The sequence below is a fragment of the Spirosoma gilvum genome, assembly GCF_054776815.1.
On the sequence record NZ_BAAHBH010000002.1, the window covers coordinates 762865 to 781797 of the forward strand.

Here is an 18933-nt window from a genome sequence, read left to right on the forward strand (position 1 = left end):
AAGAGCGGAAGAGTGAATGAGTGAAAGAGTGAATCTTTTCTCGTCCTTTCGCTCACTCACTCACTCACTCATTCGCCCTTTATCAATGAAAACAAAAGAAGAAATCGTTCAGAACTGGCTACCACGCTACACGGGTACACCCATTGAACAGTTCGGTGAATATATTTTGCTGACTAATTTTATTAATTATGTTGAGCTGTTTGCCAAAAAGTTTGACGTAGAAATTTTCGGTATTGGTCGGGCCATGCAGACCGCTACTGCCAACAACATTACCATCATCAATTTTGGCATGGGCAGTGCAATGGCGGCCACGGTCATGGATTTGCTTTCGGCAGTCGATCCCAAAGCCGTGCTGTTTCTGGGAAAATGTGGCGGGTTGAAAAAAACGCAGATCGGTGACCTGATTTTACCCATAGCGGCTATTCGTGGTGATGGTACCAGCAACGACTATATGCGACCTGAGATTCCAGCCCTGCCTTCGTTCCGGTTGCAACGTGCTGTTTCGTCGACCATCAAGAAATACGAGCTGGACTACTGGACAGGTACTGTTTATACCACAAATCGACGCATATGGGAGCACGACGAGCAATTCAAAGACTACCTGCGCGAAATCCGGACGATGGCTATTGATATGGAAACAGCAACCATCTTTACCGTTGGCTTTGTCAATTCCATACCACATGGAGCTTTATTGCTGGTTTCCGACAATCCGCTGGTTCCCGAAGGGGTCAAAACCGAAGAGAGTGACAAACGCGTAACAAGTCAATTTGTGAATGTCCACCTGGAAATTGGAATCGACGCGCTGCTCGAACTCGAATCATCTGGCGACTCAGTGAAGCATTTGCGGTTTGAATAAATAGGTAAATGCAGATCTAAATCTGCACTTGGCTTGTGTACCTTTTGTGATTATTTATTTACTACATCTATTAAGATGATTAGGTAAATTTCTATATTTACGCCATGACACCTAACCAACGACTTGACCAACTTGAGCCATTAATGGCCGAATCGCTTCAAAAAATTGACCGACTGATTGAAGGGCAAGGGCAGATTCTGGAAATTGCCACCCGCGCCGATCAAAAGGCGGATACAACAGCAAAGGGACTTGCCAATTTGACTGTTCAAATGGGGCAGCAATTTGATAAGCAACAACAGCAAATCGATGAGCTTCGGCAGGAAATGCGGGAGGGATTTATGGCAGTTGACCAAAAGTTTGATCAGGTCAACCAGAAATTTGATCAGGTTAACCTGAAAATCGACTATGAAATTGGTAGCCTACGGCAGGATATGAATCATGAAATTGGTAGTTTGCGACAGGAAATGAACCAGCGATTTGATCAACTTGTAACGTTAATCCAGGACCGGCTTAAATAGATAGGAAGGAGGGGAGAAAAGGAATGCAATCGCAATCCCTTTCTCCCCTCCTTCCTTTTTTCTAATTACAATAGTCGCTGATAACTTTATAAGATGGGTTATAGCCTAATTCACCCGCTTTAGAAAGGTCCAGACAACCGCCGTTTTCATCACCCAGGCTGTGTTTGATAATACCCCGGATGTAATACACTTCCGCGTATCGAGGATTGAGCTTAATAGCGCTGTTGCAGTCCATAATCGCGGCCCGCTGGTCGCCCTGCGCCGACTTAATCAGGCCCCGGCTGAAATAGGCTTCGGCATAGGTTGGGCTAAGTTCAATAGCTTTATTTAGGTCGATGATCGCTGATTTCTGATCACCCTGTTTGTTCTTGCTGATCCCCCGGCTGAAATAGGCCTCAGCCCGTTCGGTTCCCAGCTCATTGATTTTATTCCGTTCCTGAACAACGTCACGGAGTTTATCCAGCGTAGCGCGGTTGATACGGCCACTATAGACCAGTTTAGCATCCGTAGCGTTGGCGTTATTCATTTCAATAGCCTGGTTGAAGTCCAGAACGGCCCCTTTCTGGTCACCCAGTTTGCTTTTGCAGAAACCACGTCCGTAGTAGGCGCGGTAGTTATCAGCTTTGAGCGCAATGGCCTTATCGTAATCGGGCAACGCACTTTTATAATCTTCGAGTTTTCCTTTCGCGTAACCCCGATAGAAATAGGATTCACCATCTTCCGGGCTTAGTTCGATGGCTTTGTTCAGGTCGGTTACGGCGCCGGTGAAGTCATTCAACTCCGTTTTTGAGATTCCCCTGCCTGCATACGCTTGTGCTCGTTTGGGCGTTAGGTCAATTACTTTCGTGAAATCGGGAAGGCTACCGGCAAAATCTTCCAGTTTCTGCTTCGTAATGCCTCGTATATAATAGGCCTGTGCGTTACCGGGATCAAGTTCAATGGTTTTGCTAAAATCAGTCAGGGCACCCCGGTATTGTTCGATTCGGCTGCGGCTCAATCCTCGGTTGTAATAAGCCTGTGGATCGTCGGGGTTTAATTCAATAGAACGGCTAAAATCCAGCAATGCACCCCGGTGGTCATCCTGCCTGCTTTTGCTCACTCCCCGGCTAAGGTAGGCCATAGCATCTTTCCCGTTGAGTTCGATGGCTCGGTCGTAGTCCAGAATAGCCCCACGGTGATCTTTTAAATTGGCTTTGGCCACACCCCGATTGTAATAACTGGCCGCGTTTTCGGGATTCATGGTGATGGCCATACTAAATGCCTGTAGAGCCCCAGTAAAATCGTTGGCTTTGCTTTTGGTAATACCACTCTCGAAATAGTCAACAGCGGTTTGTTGGGCTGTGGCGGAAAAGGTTAGGCTGGCGAAAAAGGAGAAGGTGACCAGCGGCAGTAAATGTCGCTTCATAAACAAAAGATAAGAAGTTTTAGGTGAGTCGGTTCTCTAACAGGACTATAAAATTAGTCGTTTGCTATGGCTTAGCCAAGTTTGAGCCGGATTAAAAGTAAGGCAATGGTCCATGCAGACAGCTACTTAGCTTTATAGTCGTGGTAGATATATACAAAATGGCGGAAATAAAGTAGGATATCCAACTTTATTTCCGCCATTTTGTCAGTAATATTGCCTCGGCTTAATGATTTTCGGACAAAATGTCTGTGAAAAATTGTTTGAAACGCTTTGGTACGACGTTTGACATAGGGTGTATGTGTTTGATCATGAACAACCCAATTAAACCAAATAAGCAAATGGCAACCTTAGTTCGATATAACAATTTCCCTGCGTTCGTTAACCCTTTCTACAGCCGCCCTGTCATTAACCGGTTCCATAACACAACCCCTAATGTACCGGCTGTTAATGTGAAAGAAACTGAAACCGAATTTGTCCTTGAGCTGGCCGCTCCCGGTCTGAAAAAAGAGGATTTGAAAATAAATGTAGAAGCGAACAAACTGACGATTGGCTATCAGTCGGAAGTGAAGAGCGAAGAAAATACAGGTAAGTTCACTCGTCAGGAGTTTGGGTTTACCTCCTTTGAAAGGAGTTTCCGACTGCCTAAAACGGTAAATGCCGATGCCATTAAGGCCGCTTATACCGATGGTATTCTGACAGTTGAATTGCCCAAAATTGAGGTGAAGGAAGAGAAGCAGGTAAAGGAGATTGCTATTGCCTAACTGAAGGCCGGTAGCAAGCTGTACAAATAAGTGATTGTACTGTAATTCAAAAGGAAAGGCCCACGCCAATTGGTGTAGGCCTTTTTGCATGGGGGTAAGGGCATTGGGCGATGAGTGAAATACACCCGATGCTCTTACCCCCATGCCCCATGCAAAAAGCTCTCAAGCTTACGTTCATCCAGTCGTCCGTTCGTTCGAACACCGCTACAAATGTCAAGGCCAAACGGCTGAACATTTTCGATCGCTTGCCGGACATTGTCAGCATGGAGCCCACCGGCCAGAAAAACAGGTACGCGTGATTACTCGACAATCTGGCGACTTACCACCCAGTTATGTACCCGGCCTGTTCCCCCTAATTCCTTAATCGCCAAATTGGGGTTGCCTGAATCGAGTAGCAGGGCGTCGGCTCCGTTTTCAACCGCTTCTAAAGCTTCGTTCAGATTTCGCTCGTCGATTACGTGGATTACCTGTACTACCTTGACTGAAGGTAGCACTGTATGGAGTTGAGAATACGTATCGGCCGAGACGGCATCGACAAGTTGGATGGTGTTGGCCCCAACCCGTTGCTGATGAGCTAAAATGTCATCGACAGCCGTTTCGCTCGTCAGCATGAACGTGGCTACCGGCGGAGGAACGGCCCGGACGATTTCGGCTGCCAGTTCATCCAGTACTACTCCCGGCCCGCTTGGCATTTTACCGACCAGGCCTAGAGCGTCGGCACCAAGTCGGATGGCTAGCCGGGCTTCGTCCAGACTACTGATGCAACAAATTTTTACGCGTGTTCGGAACACAGATTCTACTATTTTAGGTTGACAGACTAAAGATCAGGCGACAAACATACGATTCGCCATCCAAAGTATGGTGCAACAACCTCCCAACGACACATTTGCCTCGCTCCGAATTGTCGAATTTCGCTACTTCGTGATGAACAGTTTTCTGATCACGGTAACGCTGCTGATTCAGGAAGTGATTTTAGGGTACGAACTGTATAAGATTACCCACGACCCGCTCATGCTGGGGCTGGTCGGATTGGCCGAAGCGATACCGTTTATTATTTTGTCACTTTTTGGCGGGCACCTGGCCGATCGGCGCGATAAAAAAAGGATATTACAGTGGAGCCTGCTGGTTATTATTCTTGGCTCAGTTATTCTGTATCTGGTTTTCCAACCATCCGTTGTTGCTAAACTGTCAACAACAGCGCGATTATCCACTATCTACGGCGTCCTGATGCTGATCGGAACTGCCAAAGGCTTTTATTCGCCAGCTAGTTCCTCGCTAAAGCCTTTTCTGGTTCCACGTGAGCTGTACGCGAACTCAGCCACCTGGTATAGTTCGTTCTGGCAGGCTGGCGCCATTGTGGGGCCTGGGCTGGCAGGTTTTTTCTACAACTGGTTCGGCTTCGATAATACCCTGATTGTTATTATTGTCTTATTTGTTTTCTGTTTTCTGCTGCTTTCGCTAATCAAACGGAAGCCGGTTCCGGTAAGCAACGAACCGATGCTGGGACTTCGGGAGAGTCTGAAAGAAGGTTTTCGGTTTGTTTTTAAAACCCAGATTGTTCTGTACGCTATCTCGCTCGACCTGTTTTCAGTTTTGTTTGGTGGAGTAGTGGCTATTTTGCCTGTTTTTGCCGAAGATATTCTGCATGTAGGTGCCGAAGGGCTTGGTTTTCTGCGGGCAGCGCCATCGGTTGGTGCCCTACTCACGATGGCGTTTATGACTCGTTTTCCGCCTACGCAAAATGCCTGGCGGAATATGCTGCTGGCCGTTTTGGGTTTCGGTGTGGCTACCATTGTGTTTGCCTTTTCCACAGATTTTTACTTGTCGCTGATTATGTTGGCCTTGACCGGTGCTTTCGATAGTGTAAGTGTGGTAATTCGGCAAACAATTCTGCAGATTTTCCCACCCGATCATATGCGCGGACGAGTTGCTGCGGTAAACGGCATCTTTGTTAGTTCATCGAACGAAATAGGTGCTTTCGAATCGGGACTGCTGGCTCGCTTGTTAGGTACTGTACCGTCGGTAGCTCTTGGAGGTGTTGTAACTCTGATTGTGGTTGCCTATGTATATGCCCGATCGAAGGAGCTGTTTTCCGTTCGATTGAGTTAAGCGGGGACCAAACAATTTCCCGAAACGATCTACAAGCCGAATTAACACGGCTCGAATAGCTCGTTTCGGGAAATTTCAATCGTGAATGAAGTTAATTTTGAGCGACCGGGGTATTCAGATCGCGGAGAAAGGCATTGACGTCTATCTGCTCGTTGAGCAGTACACGCGTGTTGAAAATTTCCCAGAAGAGTTCATCCGAGAGGTGGTAATCACGTTGCAGCCGGATCATGTCACGAATGCTGTCCTTGAGTTGCCCAACTGGTGTCTGCACCTGCGAAGCGAGGGGTCGGTTGTTTTCCATTGACCTGTGTTTTGAGTGTGCGTGATGATAAACAGGCTTGATTTTTAGATTGTTTTATGCGTATAGAGCCTGCGTGAGTAACTCGTTAGAAAAATCATATTATATATTGTACATATGCTTTGTAGAGTAATTGTTAGCCCAATATCTTACAACAAAATTTTTTTAGCCTTTTTTAATCCTGAATCTCCATTGATCTATGAAACAGACTCTTACGATGCTCGGTGCCTTTATCGGTAGTGGACTTTTGCTGGCGTTGTCGCCCCCATCGGCTGCTCCTAAACCAATGAAACTGGTGAAAGTATGGGAAACGGATACGACCTTACGTATTCCAGAATCAGTGCTCTACGATGGTAAGAGTACGATCTATGTTAGCAATATTGATGGCAAACCTGATGGCCTGGATGGCAGTGGGTTCATTTCAAAAGTATCGCTCGATGGCAAGATTGAAAATCTGCATTGGACCTCCGGACTGAATGCGCCGAAAGGCATGGGAATCTATAAAAAGCGGCTCTATGTGACGGATATGTATCGGCTGGTTTGTATCAACACCGAAAATGGGCAGGCCGAAAAAACATGGGATGGGGCTGGAAAAGAAGCCTTCCTGAACGACGTAACCGTAGCCCGTGACGGGACTGTGTACGTTTCCGACAACCGAAATGACAAGATTTACCGTCTGAAAGATGATAAACTGGAGGTTTGGATGGAGGGAGAACAACTGAATAAACCTAATGGCTTACTGGCCGTCGGCAAGAATAAACTGATGATCGGCAGCACGAAAATTGGTGCATTGCAGACTGTAGATGTCGAAACGAAGACGATTACGAAACTAGCTGATGGAATGGCTGCTACCGATGGGATTGTACCAGAAGGGAAAGGGGCCTTTTTTGTCTCGGACTGGAACGGCCAGATCTTCCACGTAGACGCCGACGGTACCAAAGAGCAATTGCTGGATACCCGCAGCAATAAGATCAACTCGGCCGATATTGACTACGTGTCGAAGAAAAAACTGCTGATTGTGCCGACCTTCTACAAAAACAGCCTCGTGGCGTATCGAGTAGAGTAGTGGTTGGTTTATTAGTTAATTGGTTGGGTGGTTGAGTAGTTGGTCATTGAATACTATTCAACTAGCCAACCAATTAACTAATAAACAATCTCTTCCTCGTCCAGTAATTTTTTGACATTCAGGATACAGCCATCCATTACGGTTATATCATTTCCCCAGTCTGTAAAAATCCAGTCCTGATTGGGCTGGGCGATCATAACCCGGCGATGTTTGCTCAAAACCCACAAGACCCGTTCGACGCCAAAATCGAATAAACGCTGGTTTTTTTCGGCAACATAATTGAATTCAATGCCATCGAATTCGGTCAAATCGATTTTAACATCAACTTCAATCACAATTTTAGGGGCAACATCAAAATACTTTGTCGTTATCTCAAAGGTGCCTTTTTCAAAGATCGCTACATCACAGGACAGATTATCGGTGAGGGCCAAATGTACACCTGCTTCGTTCGTGACTGGAATGTATTTCTTTTTGTCACGATTGAGCATGATATACGAATGAATCAGTGATACTAAAATGGATTGTAAGGCACTGCTGCCCATAACGCTCTCGGGGTTAAGGTTTTTTGCCAGTACCTCTTTATAACCCCGGTAGTACAAGGGCCTACCATTCAATACCTCGTACACCAGAGACGATGGAATGGCCGAAGTGGGTGTGGATTCCTGAGTTGCCAGCATCTTTCGTTTTATTTATCTATAGCAAGATAACGCTTTTTAGGAAAGTAACCGCGTGACGGCTTCCTGTACTTTGTTGGCGCCAAAGCCATTCATGGCCTGCTTCATCTGGTTAACAATCAAATCATTGCCAAGGTTGCCGATGCTGCCTTCGTGTGTATGCTGGAGCGTGCGGGGCGGCACATAAGTATGGTCGGCAATTTCTTTTCCAACGGTTCGATAGGCTTCGCGGAAGGGTACACCCTGTAGCACCAGTTCATTCACCCGCTCCACGCTGAACAGCAGATCGTATTTCGGATCGTCCAGCAAATTGGGTTTCACCTGTAGGTGTTCGAGCATGAAATCGGTGATGTCGAGGCAATCCAGAATTTCATCGAAAGCGGGCATCAGAATCTCTTTCAGCAACTGCATGTCGCGATGATAGCCCGAGGGTAAGTTGCTCATTACCAGTGTGATTTCCATGGGTAGCGCCTTTAGTCGGTTCGTTTTGGCGCGCAGCAATTCAGCCACATCCGGGTTTTTCTTGTGCGGCATAATGCTCGAACCCGTCGTAAGGGCGTCGGGTAGAACCAGGAACCCAAAATTCTGGCTGTTATACAGGCAAATATCCATCGCCATGCGCGAGATAGTAGCCGCTATGGTAGCCAGAGCTGTAAGGGCTGTTTGTTCGGTTTTGCCCCGGCTCATTTGTGCATACACCACATTGACGTGCATCCCTTCGAAGCCCAGTAACTCGGTGGTAAGCGTCCGATTGAGCGGAAACGATGACCCATAACCGGCCCCTGAACCCAGCGGGTTCCGGTTGGCGAGTCGATAGGCAGTTTGCAGCGTCAGCATATCGTCGGCGAGGGCTTCGGCATAGGCACCAAACCAAAGACCGAACGACGACGGCATGGCTATTTGCAGGTGCGTATAACCCGGTAGCAGATCAGCTTTATGTTGTTCGGAGCGGCTGATGAGCCGGTCGAATACGCGTTGGACGGCTTCGGCTACCTGCCAGAGTCGATCACGGGTGAAGAGTTTCAGGTCGACCAGCACCTGATCGTTGCGGGAGCGGCCCGAATGGATCTTTTTGCCTGTATCGCCCAGAGCCCGAGTCAGCATCAGTTCCACCTGCGAATGGACATCCTCAATGCCCTCTTCAATCACAAATTGACCGGCTTCGATTTGACCATAAATAGCCTTTAATTCAGTCTGTAGCTGGGTTTGCTCCTCGTTAGTAAGCAGGTTAATGGTTTCGAGCATCTGCGCGTGAGCGAGATTACCCAATACATCGAAAGGAGCCAGGTAAAGGTCCATTTCCCGGTCACGCCCGACGGTGAAGCGTTCGATTTGTTCGGCGGTAGAAACGCCTTCTTTTTGCCAGAGTTTCAAAGCTTAAAGAGCGAAAGAGAAAAAGTGATTGAGCGGTTGAGTAATTGAGTGATTGAGTGAATAGCTGACGCATGCTATTTTCACTCAATCACTCAATTACTCAATCACTCAATTGCAAAGGTCGTAAAGAAAGTTGGGAGGGCAATTGCCTTTATTTATCAACGTCGTTCAGATACGGTGCGATAGTACTTTTGAGCATCGCAACGAGTTCGGGGTCCATAAACTGATAATCGTCGGGAATATCGAGTACAATGATGGGTTTGTTCGCTGTTTCAGTGGGGAATTTCTCCTGTAATCGTTGCTTATGATGTTTCTCCATCGCAAAAACCAGATCAGCCCAATCGATCAGCTTTGCTGATACCTTTGTTCTTGCTGAAGCGGCTATTCCAGCTGACCTAACCGAGTAATCGGGATAGTTTTTGTAAATCTGCTCAGCGGTTGGACTTCGCCATTGATTTCGACTGCAAACGAATAATAGATTCAAGGGCAGAAAAGGTTAGTCAGAGCTTTGTTCGATCAAAAGTTGCTGATTTTCTGTGTGCTTTAACTCGTTTCCCAGCCATAAAAACCCGCAGGTCGATACCAGTATTATACTGGCGGCTACTGGCCAGTGTACCGAAAACCCAGCCTGAGCCACCATAAAGGAGCCAAAGATTGGGGCCGTAGTTTGGGCAAATGAGGCTCCCATGCCATATAAAGCCAGGTATTGTCCACGAGTTGCCGGATTAGACCGTTCTACAGTGAACGATTGTAAGAACGGAATCGACAGCATTTCGCCTAGTGTGGCAAACAGGATGAAGATCAAGGCAACGTGTAGGCCCGATAGAAAGGCACCTGTTGGCAAGGCCAGCGAAAGATAGGCCAGAGCGGTTAGGATACTGCCCGTAACAATCAGTGTGGTTTTTGGGTGTTTTCGCTGCTCCAGACTGTACACTAAAGCCATTTCGAACAGCACAATGATAACCCCGTTTAAAGCCATCAATCTGCCAATCAATTGCACAGTTATCCCCAGACGCTCTTTAAAAAACAGAGGTACAATCGTAAACAATTGCATGAACACCATCAGGTACACCGCTGCGAAGACTACAAATCCGATAAAGAGTCTATCCCGGTAAGGACTTTGGGGCGTAATTGTTGTTGGTAAGGTGCCGGAACTACTAGTTGATCGATGCTCCTGAGTGCTGCTGGGAACAGGTAAATAGATCCAAAGTACGATGCTGGCCAGTAAACAGGTGAGGCCATCCACCCAAAACAACAGGCTGTAGTTGATACTGGCCAACCAGCCCCCCAAAGCACCCCCAACGGCCCATCCAAGATTGATTGCCAACCGATTCAGCGAAAACGCACGCGTCCGATTGTCTGGGTCGGAGTAATGCGCTATGGCAGCCTGATTGGCGGGCCGGAATGAATCGCCGAATAAAGTGAATGTAAAGATGCATCCGCAAAGCAGATAGAAATTAGTGACAAACTGGAGACCGATCAGCGCAAAACCACCAAACATCAGGCTGAACAGTTGGAGGTAATAAAACCCAAACCGATCGGTCAGCCGCCCGCCGAGGAAGGTGCCGATGAAAGCGCCCGCTCCGAACACGGCCATAATGATACCCGCTTCAGTGACTGTATAGTGAAGGTGCTGCGTCAGGTAAAGGGTCATGAAAGGCAACACCATGGTACCACAGCGGTTAATCAGCATCACGGTGGCCAGCAGCCAGACCGATGGTGATAATCCCTGATAGGCACGTTGATACAGATGAAGCGTACGCTGAAGCATGCCCGCAAGTTACGACGAATCAGCGGCTGAGGGAAGTTGTTATTGAGGCAGTGGCATGAAACGTTTATGAAAAACACAGGAATTACGAAAGCCGTCTTCGGGCGCCAGGGTCTTCGCCGGGCGCTACGAAAATCTTTGGATCGGTAATTAAGGGGCGGTGTTCTTCCAGAAATGCTTTGAACAATTGAATTTCTTCCAACTGCTTATCAATCGGATGGGTCAGTGCATAGCTTTCTACATGCACCTCTGCCCGACCATCGGGTTCAAAAGCCGCAATCACATATTCCATCAGTTTAATGCCTTTGCCCTTGAGCGCGTGGAGGTATAAGTTCTGATGGTTGTGCACGTAACGGCCTGGCTGATAGGAGGCTGTTGTTTTCAGGTCTACCGCTTTGAACTTCCCAATCAGGTCGACATACCCATAAAATAGCACATCATCGACCTGCCACTGGCAGTAAACCTGTGTGTCGACAATTGGGCGGGGGAGGAGTTTACGAACTTTTTTGAGAAGCTCCGGGTCAAATCGATCTTCGTCCGTTCCTTTTACTACAGCTTCTTCAAACGAAATACCCCGTTCCTGAGCGGCTGTGGTGGGTGTAGGTACCCGATTGATGGCATCGATCAATTCCTGCGCTGAAAGATTACCTCCCCGTACATAACGGGAAAATACATTTAGCAACGACGGGTAGAATCGGTAGTTGACCATAGTTTGAAGTCTGAAGTTTTATGGTTGTTAGTTATCTTGAACAACAAACTACGAACTGTAAACGCCACACTTAGTTTTTTACGACCAACAATACGCCGGCAACAATCAGGAGTATACCAAATAATCGCCAGACATTGGCTGGATGATGAGCGAAACCCATGAGTCCATAATGGTCCAGAATGAGGGCGGCTGTTAATTGACCAGCCACGCTTAAGCTAACCATATTGGCAGTGCCAATTTTTTGGACGCTGACGATGACCGTAATCATGTAGATGGCTCCCATAACGCCCCCCGTCCATTTCCACCAGCTAACCTGCCGAATGGTGTCGAGCGGAGGGACGGTACCCCCTGTAGACACAAACATCAGCACCAGCGCAATAAGTCCTGAGCCAAATGAAATGACAGCCGCCAGAATTGGGTTGGCCATTGCCTGCCGTAAGTTCGCATTAACACCTGCCTGAACCGTAATGGCCAGACCAACGATAAAAGCAAGAACCAGATAGATATAATTCATACCTGCAAAGGTAGAGAATGACGAACCGCCACCTTACGAGTTACAATTATTTTCCTTGGAGTGAACGTTTTGATCTGAAAGGTATCTTTTGTAGCTTGCTTCACCATTCCTTACCTAAACAGCCTTCGCTCGATGTTTATCATTACTCATTACCCATTAGCTGTTATTGTCTGTTTTGTAACAATGCTTTGCTGGGGTTCGTGGGCCAATACGCAAAAACTAACTACACAGTCCGTACCCACCACCATCTTCTATCGCGACTACACCTATGGCATTTTACTGCTAAGTTTGCTACTGGCCTTTACGTTTGGCAGTTTCGGAGAGGCCGGGCGGTCGTTCATGACAGACATAAAGCAGGGCGATACCCAAAATCTGATCTATGCGCTCATCGGTGGGTTTGTGTTCAACATTGCTAATATTCTGATTGTGGTTGGTATTGAGCTGGCAGGACTGTCGGTCGCTATGCCCGTTGGTATTGGCCTGGCGCTTATTCTGGGCGTAGTCGTCAACTACATCCAGTCGCCGGTAGGGAATGTCGGACTACTATCCAGTGGAGTATTTGCCATATTTCTGGCTGTTGTGTTTAGCGCGATGGCCTACCGATCGAAAGGTGGTACAGATACATCGGTCAGTACCCAGGGGCTGATTAGCTCGTTGGCTGGTGGATTCCTGATGAGTTTCTTCTTCTATTTTGTCGTAAAATCTATGACGGCCGATTTTACGAATCCGGCACCGGGCTTACTCACACCGTACACGGCTTTGGTCCTGTTTGCCATTGGGGTTGTCGTCAGTACACCAATTTTTCTACCTGTGCTACGCCGGTTTGCCAGTAAACCCGCGGATGGGGAAATATTGTACAGTGATGTGAGTCGACGGAACCATCAGATTGGTATTCTGGGGGGTATGGTGTGGTGCCTGGGTATGGCATCGAGCCTACTAGCTTCAGGAGCGGCCGGATATGCCATTAGCTATGGGCTAGGGCAGGGGGCTACCATTATTGCCGTACTCTGGGGTGTATTTATCTGGCATGAATTCCGGGGCGCTCCGTCAACTTCAAACCGTTACCTGGTGCTGATGGGGTTATGCTATGTGCTAGGGCTGGCCCTGATCATTTCGGCTAAGTAATCATAGTGAATCTCATTGCGGTTACATGGTATTTATCCGATATAATCCCCCTTTCACACTTACCGAGCGGCTGTTCATCATAAAATTCATCGGTCTTGAAAGCAACTTCCTAATTTTGATCGTATTAGGCTGGTCGTCTGTTTTTATTTGTAAATAATACAGCCTGATTTCCTGACTAAACTGATCTTAACCGATGAAAACTTCCCGGCAGGCTGGGCGGCTACTGTATTTAGTGGCCCAAGTATCGCTTCTTTTTTGTGTTTCGCCAGTTTACAGCCAGAAACCGCTTGCTGCTGTACTTGCTGAAGGGCAAAAGGTGTATATGGCTACCTGTAATAACTGTCATAAAGCCGATGCAGGCGTAGGGGCACCGGGGTATCTGGTGCTGGCGCAAATGCCTCCACGAGCTATACTGGCCGCACTGGAAACGGGTAAAATGCGTGTACAGGCCAAAGACCTGACCGAAGAGCAACGTAAAGCCGTAGCGCATTGGCTGACGGGTAAGACCATTAAGGAAACCACAATTCCGCAGGAAGCCTATAGTTCATTTTCAATTCCTGCCAACGCGAAAGGGCTGGTCCATCATTCGGGCTGGGGTGGAAATCTGGAAGGAACTGGCTACCGGTCAGCCGAACAGGCGGGACTAACGGCCGAACGTGTTGGTAATCTAAAGCTCAAATGGGCCTTTGCCTTCCCCGAAGCGAATCAGGTACGTTCTAAGCCTGCCATTGTAGGCGATTGGTTGGTGATGGGCAGTCAGTTCGGTGAGGTGTACTGCCTGAATAAACAAACTGGTAAAATTGGCTGGCGTTTTCTGGCAAAGAGTGCCGTTCGGGGTGCCGTTTCGGTGGTACAAAGTGGAAAGGCTATACAGGCTTTTTTCTGCGATAACAACACCAACGTATATGCGCTCGATGTGCGGACTGGCAAGCTAATTTGGGAAAGCAAAGCGGGAGAACATCCTCAGTCGGGCAATACGGGCTCAGTGGCGGTGTACGACAACATGGTTTATGTACCGATTACATCCATTGAAGTGGCTTCTGTATTGGATCCTACCTATCCCTGCTGCTCGTCGTCGGGCGAAATCGTCGCAATGGATGCCCGTTCGGGGAAGATCGCCTGGCGGCATCGGGTCATTACCGAACAGGCGAAGGAGGTTGGCAAGAAGAAAAACGGAGCGCCTTTTTATGGCCCTTCGGGCGCTATTGTCTGGTGTAGCCCGACCGTTGATGCCAAGCGAGGATTGCTGTATTTCGGAACGGGCGAAAATTACACGGCACCAGCCACAACGACCAGCGATGCCATTCAGGCGCTGAACCTGAAAACTGGGAAATTGATCTGGACATTTCAGGCTACACAGGGTGATACCTGGAATCTGGCTTGTCCGGGAAATCCAAACTGCCCTGAAAAGATTGGCCCCGATTTTGATTTTGGGATGGCTCCCATTCTGGTCAAACAACCGTCGGGCAGTGATTTACTGGTTGTTGGGCAAAAAGCTGGTTTCGTTTACGGTCTATCGCCCGAAACGGGTAAAGTTGTTTGGCAAACGCGTATCGGTCGGGGAGGGGCGCTGGGTGGTATCCACTGGGGTATGGCAACCGATGGTAAGCTGGTCTATGCCGCCAATGCCGATAATAAATATGGCATTCACCCTAAAGTTGATTCATTAGTAAAACCCGCACCCGGATTGTTTGCGCTCGATGTTGAAAAAGGTACTGTTATCTGGAAAGCAGCCGCGCCATCCTGTGGAGATAAAAAGGGTTGCCTTGAAGCCAATTCAGCTGCCCCAACGGTAATTCCGGGCGTTGTGTTTGCGGGGGCATTGGACGGCCATATCCGGGCGTATTCAACCACTGATGGTAAAATTCTGTGGGATTATGATACCGCGAAAAGCTACCAGACTGTCAATGGTATTGAGGGCAAAGGAGGGTCGCTGGATGGTGCAGCACCGGTAGTAGCCGATGGGATGCTGTTTGTTAATTCGGGCTATGGACAGTTCGGCGAAATGCCCGGAAATGTGCTGCTGGCGTTTGAAGTTGAGAAGTAATAGAACACGGATCTTTATGATGATTATGATTAACACAGATCTTAATAAATCATAACCATCATAAAGATCCGTGTTCTATTAGTTAACGAAGGAGGAAATTAGATTTTACTTTTAGTGGAGCGTGTTTTCGGTTATTTTTCGGGAAATTCCCCGTTCTCTATGAAAACGTTCCATTACCTGATCGGTTGTCTGGCCATCATGGCCTTGAGTCTATCGGCCTGTAAAGAAGACAAACAGACTCGCCCGAATATTCTGTTTATTCTGGCCGACGACTGGAGCTATCCGTATGCCAGTATTTATGGTGATCATACCATCAAAACGCCAAACCTCGACAAACTAGCTCAGCACGGAACCGTCTTCACCAATGCCTACTGTGCCTCACCGTCCTGTACGCCATCACGGGCGGCCATGCTGACCGGGCGCTACCCGCATAATCTGGGTGAAGGAGTCAATCTATGTGGTCGGCTCGACTATAGCGTTCCAACCTATGTGCAACTTCTGAAAAAAGAAGGCTATGCCGTTGCCTTTGACCGGAAAGGATGGGCGCCGGGTGACTTCCGAAAAATGGGCTACAAGCAGAATCCGGCGGGTGATTCGGCCAAGTTAGGCTTTGGCCCATTTCTCGATCAGTTAGCTAGTGATCAGCCGTTCTTTTTCTGGTTTGGGACCAACGATCCACACCGTTCGTTCGATTTGGGAAGTGGTAAAAAAGCAGGTATCGATCCTCAGAAAATCCATTTGCCGAAGTTCCTGCCCGATGTGCCGGAGATTAGGGGCGATGTGGCCGACTATCTGTCGGAAGTGGAGCGACTCGACCGGGAAATTGGTGATTTGCTTACCAAACTGGAAACGGCCGGTAAGCTGAACAATACCATCATTGTGGTCGCATCGGACAACGGTATGCCCTTTCCACACGCCAAAGCAAATCTGTACGACTATGGAACGCGTGTCCCCTTGATGATTAGCCGTTTTTCGGAGAATGAAAAGCAGCCCAAACAGAATGATTCCTTCGTGAATCTGATCGACCTGATGCCAACCTTTCTGGATTGGGTTGGCGTAAAGGAACGTCCTGAAGTTGACGGCCTTAGTCTCGTGCCTGTTTTGACCGGAAAAACCACTACGCACCGATCGGAAGTATTTCTGGAACGTGAACGGCATTGCTTGTGCCGCGCCGAAATGGACTATGGAGCAGGCTACCCGATGCGGGCCATCCGAACCGCTGATTACCTGTATATTCGAAATTTTCGACCCGACCGAATGCCTGCTGGTGACGAAACCATCCCGAATACTCCCTCCATTTTTGGCGACGTAGATGGTGGACCTACCAAAGTGTACATGATGGATCACCGGAACGATGCCGCCGTAAAATCGCTGTTTGCCTTAGGCTTTGCCAAACGGCCCGCCGAAGAATTGTATGTACTGAAAGACGATCCGTATAACCTCAACAACCGGGCGGCCGATGCCAACCTGGCCAGTGTAAAAAAAGACTTGCAGGGCCGTCTGGAGAATTGGATGAAAGCTGAAAAGGACCCACGTCTAAATAACGGTGGCGATCAGATCGATCAGTATGAATCGACAACCCATGCCTGGATCACCCGAACGGGTATTATTTTCCTGGATGAATAGCCGTAGCAGTCAGATTAGAGTTTTTTAATGTCGAGTTGCAACGCAAAGGCGATTTTGGTTGTATAGATTTGCAATGAATGCCAGCCCAGCAGGAATTGACTAGCTGAAAGGCTGGCCTGCAAACGTTTTAGCCTGTTCGACTTTTATTAAATCAATTTATTATGCGTAAGCTTTTCGTACTTGGTTTGCTTCTGATTGCCTATACTTCCCATGCTCAAACTGCGACAGCGCTGCTGCCATCCAAAGCCCCGAATCCTTTCAAAGTAGTTGCTTCGGTAGGATATGCATCGCCTGTTGATCTGTCGGGGAATAAGTCGCTTGGTAAAGCCGGGTTTGTGTACAGCCTTGAGCCACAGTATGAGGTCGCCAAAAACCTGGATTTGGGAGCCCGGATCGAACAGGCATTTATTCTGCGTCCTGAGTATATCGATAAAACCTATTATAAATCGGCGTTGGCCAAATTTACTCTGTCGCTGGTGGCTACCGCCAATTATACATTCAATGTAACGAGTTCGTTAAAGCCCTATATCGGTACGGGTGTTGGCCTGTACTATGTTCAGGCCAGTGACCCTACTTATACCATTGGTTCGACCATCGCTACGTATCCACTGCCAACCACCATCAATTTGGGGGGCATAGCCCGATTGGGCGTTAAATTTGGGATTGCCCATCTGGAAGCAGCCTATGATTTTATTGGAGACACTAGTGTACGAAATACCTCAACCGGCCTTACCTTAACGGGTAGCAATTCGTACTACAGTATCAAAGCTGGATTGCGGTTTGGTGGACGATAATGTAACGCGGTGATGCGGACATCCTGTCCGCATCACCGCGTTACCGCGTTAGCAGCAGAAACATTTCGGCTGCGTGCCAGGCATGCGGGAAGGCCAGCTTCTGCTTGACCAATTCGCGGTCAAGCACGGTTTCGCCCGGATAATGCGCATCGATGTCGCGCTGTTGCCAACTGAGCGGATAATCGATCGTGCCTACCATACCATGCTTTGTTGAGTTGGGCGTCTGATCGTAAAAATGGTCTTCGGCCCAGCCAAAAAACGGATTGGTCGCGAAATTGTCGTCGGGTTGCTTTACATCAGCAGATTTGGCTGATACATACTCCTGTTTGTAGTCAAGCCAGAAAACAGATGAATAGCTGTCGTACTGATTCGGAATAACGTATGGATCGGGAAGGCTAAGCGACTTCAGACCGTATTTAAGCCACTTGGTCTGGTAAACCGGATGCTCGACGTTGTCGGTTTTGCCTGCAATGCCGCCCCCTCGCTGAAACCGCCTGACCGAGTCCAGAACGACCGGTACCACTGGGTGATTTTTGTCGGATACCAGCGACACCAGAAACAGAACCTCACCCAGATTATCCACTTCACGTTGGTTATTCCGGTCAAACGGGTCGCGAATGGCCATAATCCAGTCGCGGATCAAGTGTAGATTATCGGTTGCCCGTAATACCATCGCCATCATCGTTGCATCCCGATACCAGGGCTTGAGATAAACCAGAAAATTCGGCACAGGTCGCCCGTTGACCACATTGATCAGCACCTCATGATGCAGTACCCGCAACACGGGGCCGTACGGATGAGCAGCAAACCGGGGTAGATTTACAGGGTTCCGTGTGCCGGGAATTAATCGAGGACGTTTACCCGACTGAAGTATCCACACCCCCGTTTCGTCTTCCCGAATCTGAATGAGCTGTCCATCCTGTAGCGTTAGCTGAACAAGATAGTCGGATGGTACAATGATTTCCTCCTTCACCCGCCATTGCTCTTCAATGTTGCCCGTTAGTGCATTGAGCAGCCTGCCTTTGCGATAAATGAGCTTTAGCCGGTCGCCCATGCCAAACAGAAAGAACTTCAGATCAGGCAGTTTATGATGGTTGGTGTGTTCCTGCCGAAGCCGTACCAGATTCTCCTGATAGGTCTGCAAAGCACCGGCCGGATCGGGGTGTAAACCGGGAGGAACGGGCTTTTGTGCAAAAACCGGTAGGGTAATCAGTAAAAGAAAACAAAGCCGATAAGCAGGCATAAAAGAGAGTTGTGTTTCAGGTTGGCTGACGCGAAAGCTACCGTGA

General features: G+C 48.2%; 18 protein-coding genes and 1 pseudogene. 9 read left to right on the forward strand and 10 right to left on the reverse strand.

Translation table 11 applies throughout. The annotated features are described in order from the left end of the window. The first annotated feature begins 85 nt into the window (after positions 1-85). A complete protein-coding gene (locus ACYVFD_RS07920; RefSeq protein ID WP_461089317.1) occupies positions 86-856 on the forward strand; it encodes an AMP nucleosidase in 771 nt (256 codons plus the stop codon). Between the two features lie 104 nt (positions 857-960). Further along, on the forward strand, positions 961-1374 hold the full coding sequence (locus ACYVFD_RS07925) for a hypothetical protein (protein ID WP_461089319.1): 414 nt from the start codon (positions 961-963) through the stop codon (positions 1372-1374). Between the two features lie 61 nt (positions 1375-1435). Here ACYVFD_RS07925 and ACYVFD_RS07930 read toward each other — a convergent pair whose 3' ends face one another. After that, positions 1436-2779, reverse strand: a complete 1344-nt coding sequence (locus tag ACYVFD_RS07930) for a tetratricopeptide repeat protein (protein WP_461089320.1) — start codon at positions 2777-2779, stop codon at positions 1436-1438. Between the two features lie 338 nt (positions 2780-3117). Here ACYVFD_RS07930 and ACYVFD_RS07935 point away from each other — a divergent pair, with 338 nt between their 5' ends. Continuing rightward, positions 3118-3540 (forward strand): Hsp20/alpha crystallin family protein, encoded by a 423-nt coding sequence (locus tag ACYVFD_RS07935; protein WP_461089322.1) that lies wholly within the window; start codon positions 3118-3120, stop codon positions 3538-3540. Positions 3541-3674: 134 nt separating this feature from the next. Here the strand turns inward: ACYVFD_RS07935 and ACYVFD_RS07940 are convergent. Then, positions 3675-4331: pseudogene (locus ACYVFD_RS07940) on the reverse strand (phosphoribosylanthranilate isomerase). A 67-nt stretch (positions 4332-4398) separates the two neighbouring features. On the opposite strand from ACYVFD_RS07940, the gene ACYVFD_RS07945 reads away from it, so the two are divergent. Continuing rightward, positions 4399-5649, forward strand: a complete 1251-nt coding sequence (locus ACYVFD_RS07945; protein WP_461089324.1) for an MFS transporter — start codon at positions 4399-4401, stop codon at positions 5647-5649. Between the two features lie 91 nt (positions 5650-5740). On the opposite strand, the gene ACYVFD_RS07950 is transcribed toward ACYVFD_RS07945, so the two are convergent. After that, on the reverse strand, positions 5741-5950 hold the full coding sequence (locus tag ACYVFD_RS07950; protein WP_461089326.1) for a hypothetical protein: 210 nt from the start codon (positions 5948-5950) through the stop codon (positions 5741-5743). A 196-nt stretch (positions 5951-6146) separates the two neighbouring features. Here ACYVFD_RS07950 and ACYVFD_RS07955 point away from each other — a divergent pair, with 196 nt between their 5' ends. Further along, positions 6147-7013, forward strand: a complete 867-nt coding sequence (locus ACYVFD_RS07955; protein WP_461089327.1) for an SMP-30/gluconolactonase/LRE family protein — start codon at positions 6147-6149, stop codon at positions 7011-7013. Between the two features lie 77 nt (positions 7014-7090). Here the strand turns inward: ACYVFD_RS07955 and ACYVFD_RS07960 are convergent, their stop codons facing one another. From ACYVFD_RS07960 to ACYVFD_RS07985, 6 genes are all read right to left on the reverse strand, one after another. Continuing rightward, complete coding sequence (locus ACYVFD_RS07960; protein WP_461089328.1) at positions 7091-7690, reverse strand: Uma2 family endonuclease; 600 nt, start codon at positions 7688-7690, stop codon at positions 7091-7093. Positions 7691-7726: 36 nt separating this feature from the next. Beyond that, positions 7727-9061 carry an argininosuccinate lyase gene (gene argH, locus ACYVFD_RS07965; RefSeq protein ID WP_461089330.1) on the reverse strand — a complete coding sequence of 445 codons (1335 nt, stop codon included), beginning with the start codon at positions 9059-9061 and terminating at the stop codon, positions 7727-7729. 151 nt (positions 9062-9212) lie between these two features. Then, positions 9213-9545: a low molecular weight protein tyrosine phosphatase family protein gene (locus ACYVFD_RS07970; protein ID WP_461089331.1), complete on the reverse strand. Its 333-nt coding sequence runs from the start codon at positions 9543-9545 to the stop codon at positions 9213-9215. Between the two features lie 12 nt (positions 9546-9557). Beyond that, positions 9558-10832 (reverse strand): MDR family MFS transporter, encoded by a 1275-nt coding sequence (locus ACYVFD_RS07975; protein ID WP_461089332.1) that lies wholly within the window; start codon positions 10830-10832, stop codon positions 9558-9560. Positions 10833-10914: 82 nt separating this feature from the next. Then, the gene (locus ACYVFD_RS07980) at positions 10915-11538 is read right to left on the reverse strand and encodes a hypothetical protein (RefSeq protein ID WP_461089333.1); all 624 of its coding nucleotides are present in this window, start codon (positions 11536-11538) and stop codon (positions 10915-10917) included. A 70-nt stretch (positions 11539-11608) separates the two neighbouring features. Further along, a complete protein-coding gene (locus ACYVFD_RS07985) occupies positions 11609-12052 on the reverse strand; it encodes a DMT family transporter (RefSeq protein WP_461089334.1) in 444 nt (147 codons plus the stop codon). Between the two features lie 132 nt (positions 12053-12184). Here ACYVFD_RS07985 and ACYVFD_RS07990 point away from each other — a divergent pair, with 132 nt between their 5' ends. The 4 genes from ACYVFD_RS07990 to ACYVFD_RS08005 all read left to right on the forward strand — a co-directional run bounded on the left by ACYVFD_RS07990 (position 12185) and on the right by ACYVFD_RS08005 (position 17644). Then, on the forward strand, positions 12185-13177 hold the full coding sequence (locus ACYVFD_RS07990; RefSeq protein WP_461089336.1) for a GRP family sugar transporter: 993 nt from the start codon (positions 12185-12187) through the stop codon (positions 13175-13177). Between the two features lie 193 nt (positions 13178-13370). Then, entirely contained in the window at positions 13371-15224 is a 1854-nt protein-coding gene (locus ACYVFD_RS07995; RefSeq protein WP_461089337.1) for an outer membrane protein assembly factor BamB family protein, read from the forward strand. Positions 15225-15383: 159 nt separating this feature from the next. Next, entirely contained in the window at positions 15384-16850 is a 1467-nt protein-coding gene (locus ACYVFD_RS08000; protein ID WP_461089339.1) for a sulfatase family protein, read from the forward strand. Positions 16851-17011: 161 nt separating this feature from the next. Then, entirely contained in the window at positions 17012-17644 is a 633-nt protein-coding gene (locus tag ACYVFD_RS08005; RefSeq protein ID WP_461089340.1) for an outer membrane beta-barrel protein, read from the forward strand. Between the two features lie 40 nt (positions 17645-17684). Here ACYVFD_RS08005 and ACYVFD_RS08010 read toward each other — a convergent pair whose 3' ends face one another. Beyond that, positions 17685-18887: a hypothetical protein gene (locus ACYVFD_RS08010; RefSeq protein WP_461089342.1), complete on the reverse strand. Its 1203-nt coding sequence runs from the start codon at positions 18885-18887 to the stop codon at positions 17685-17687. Positions 18888-18933: the final 46 nt, after the last annotated feature.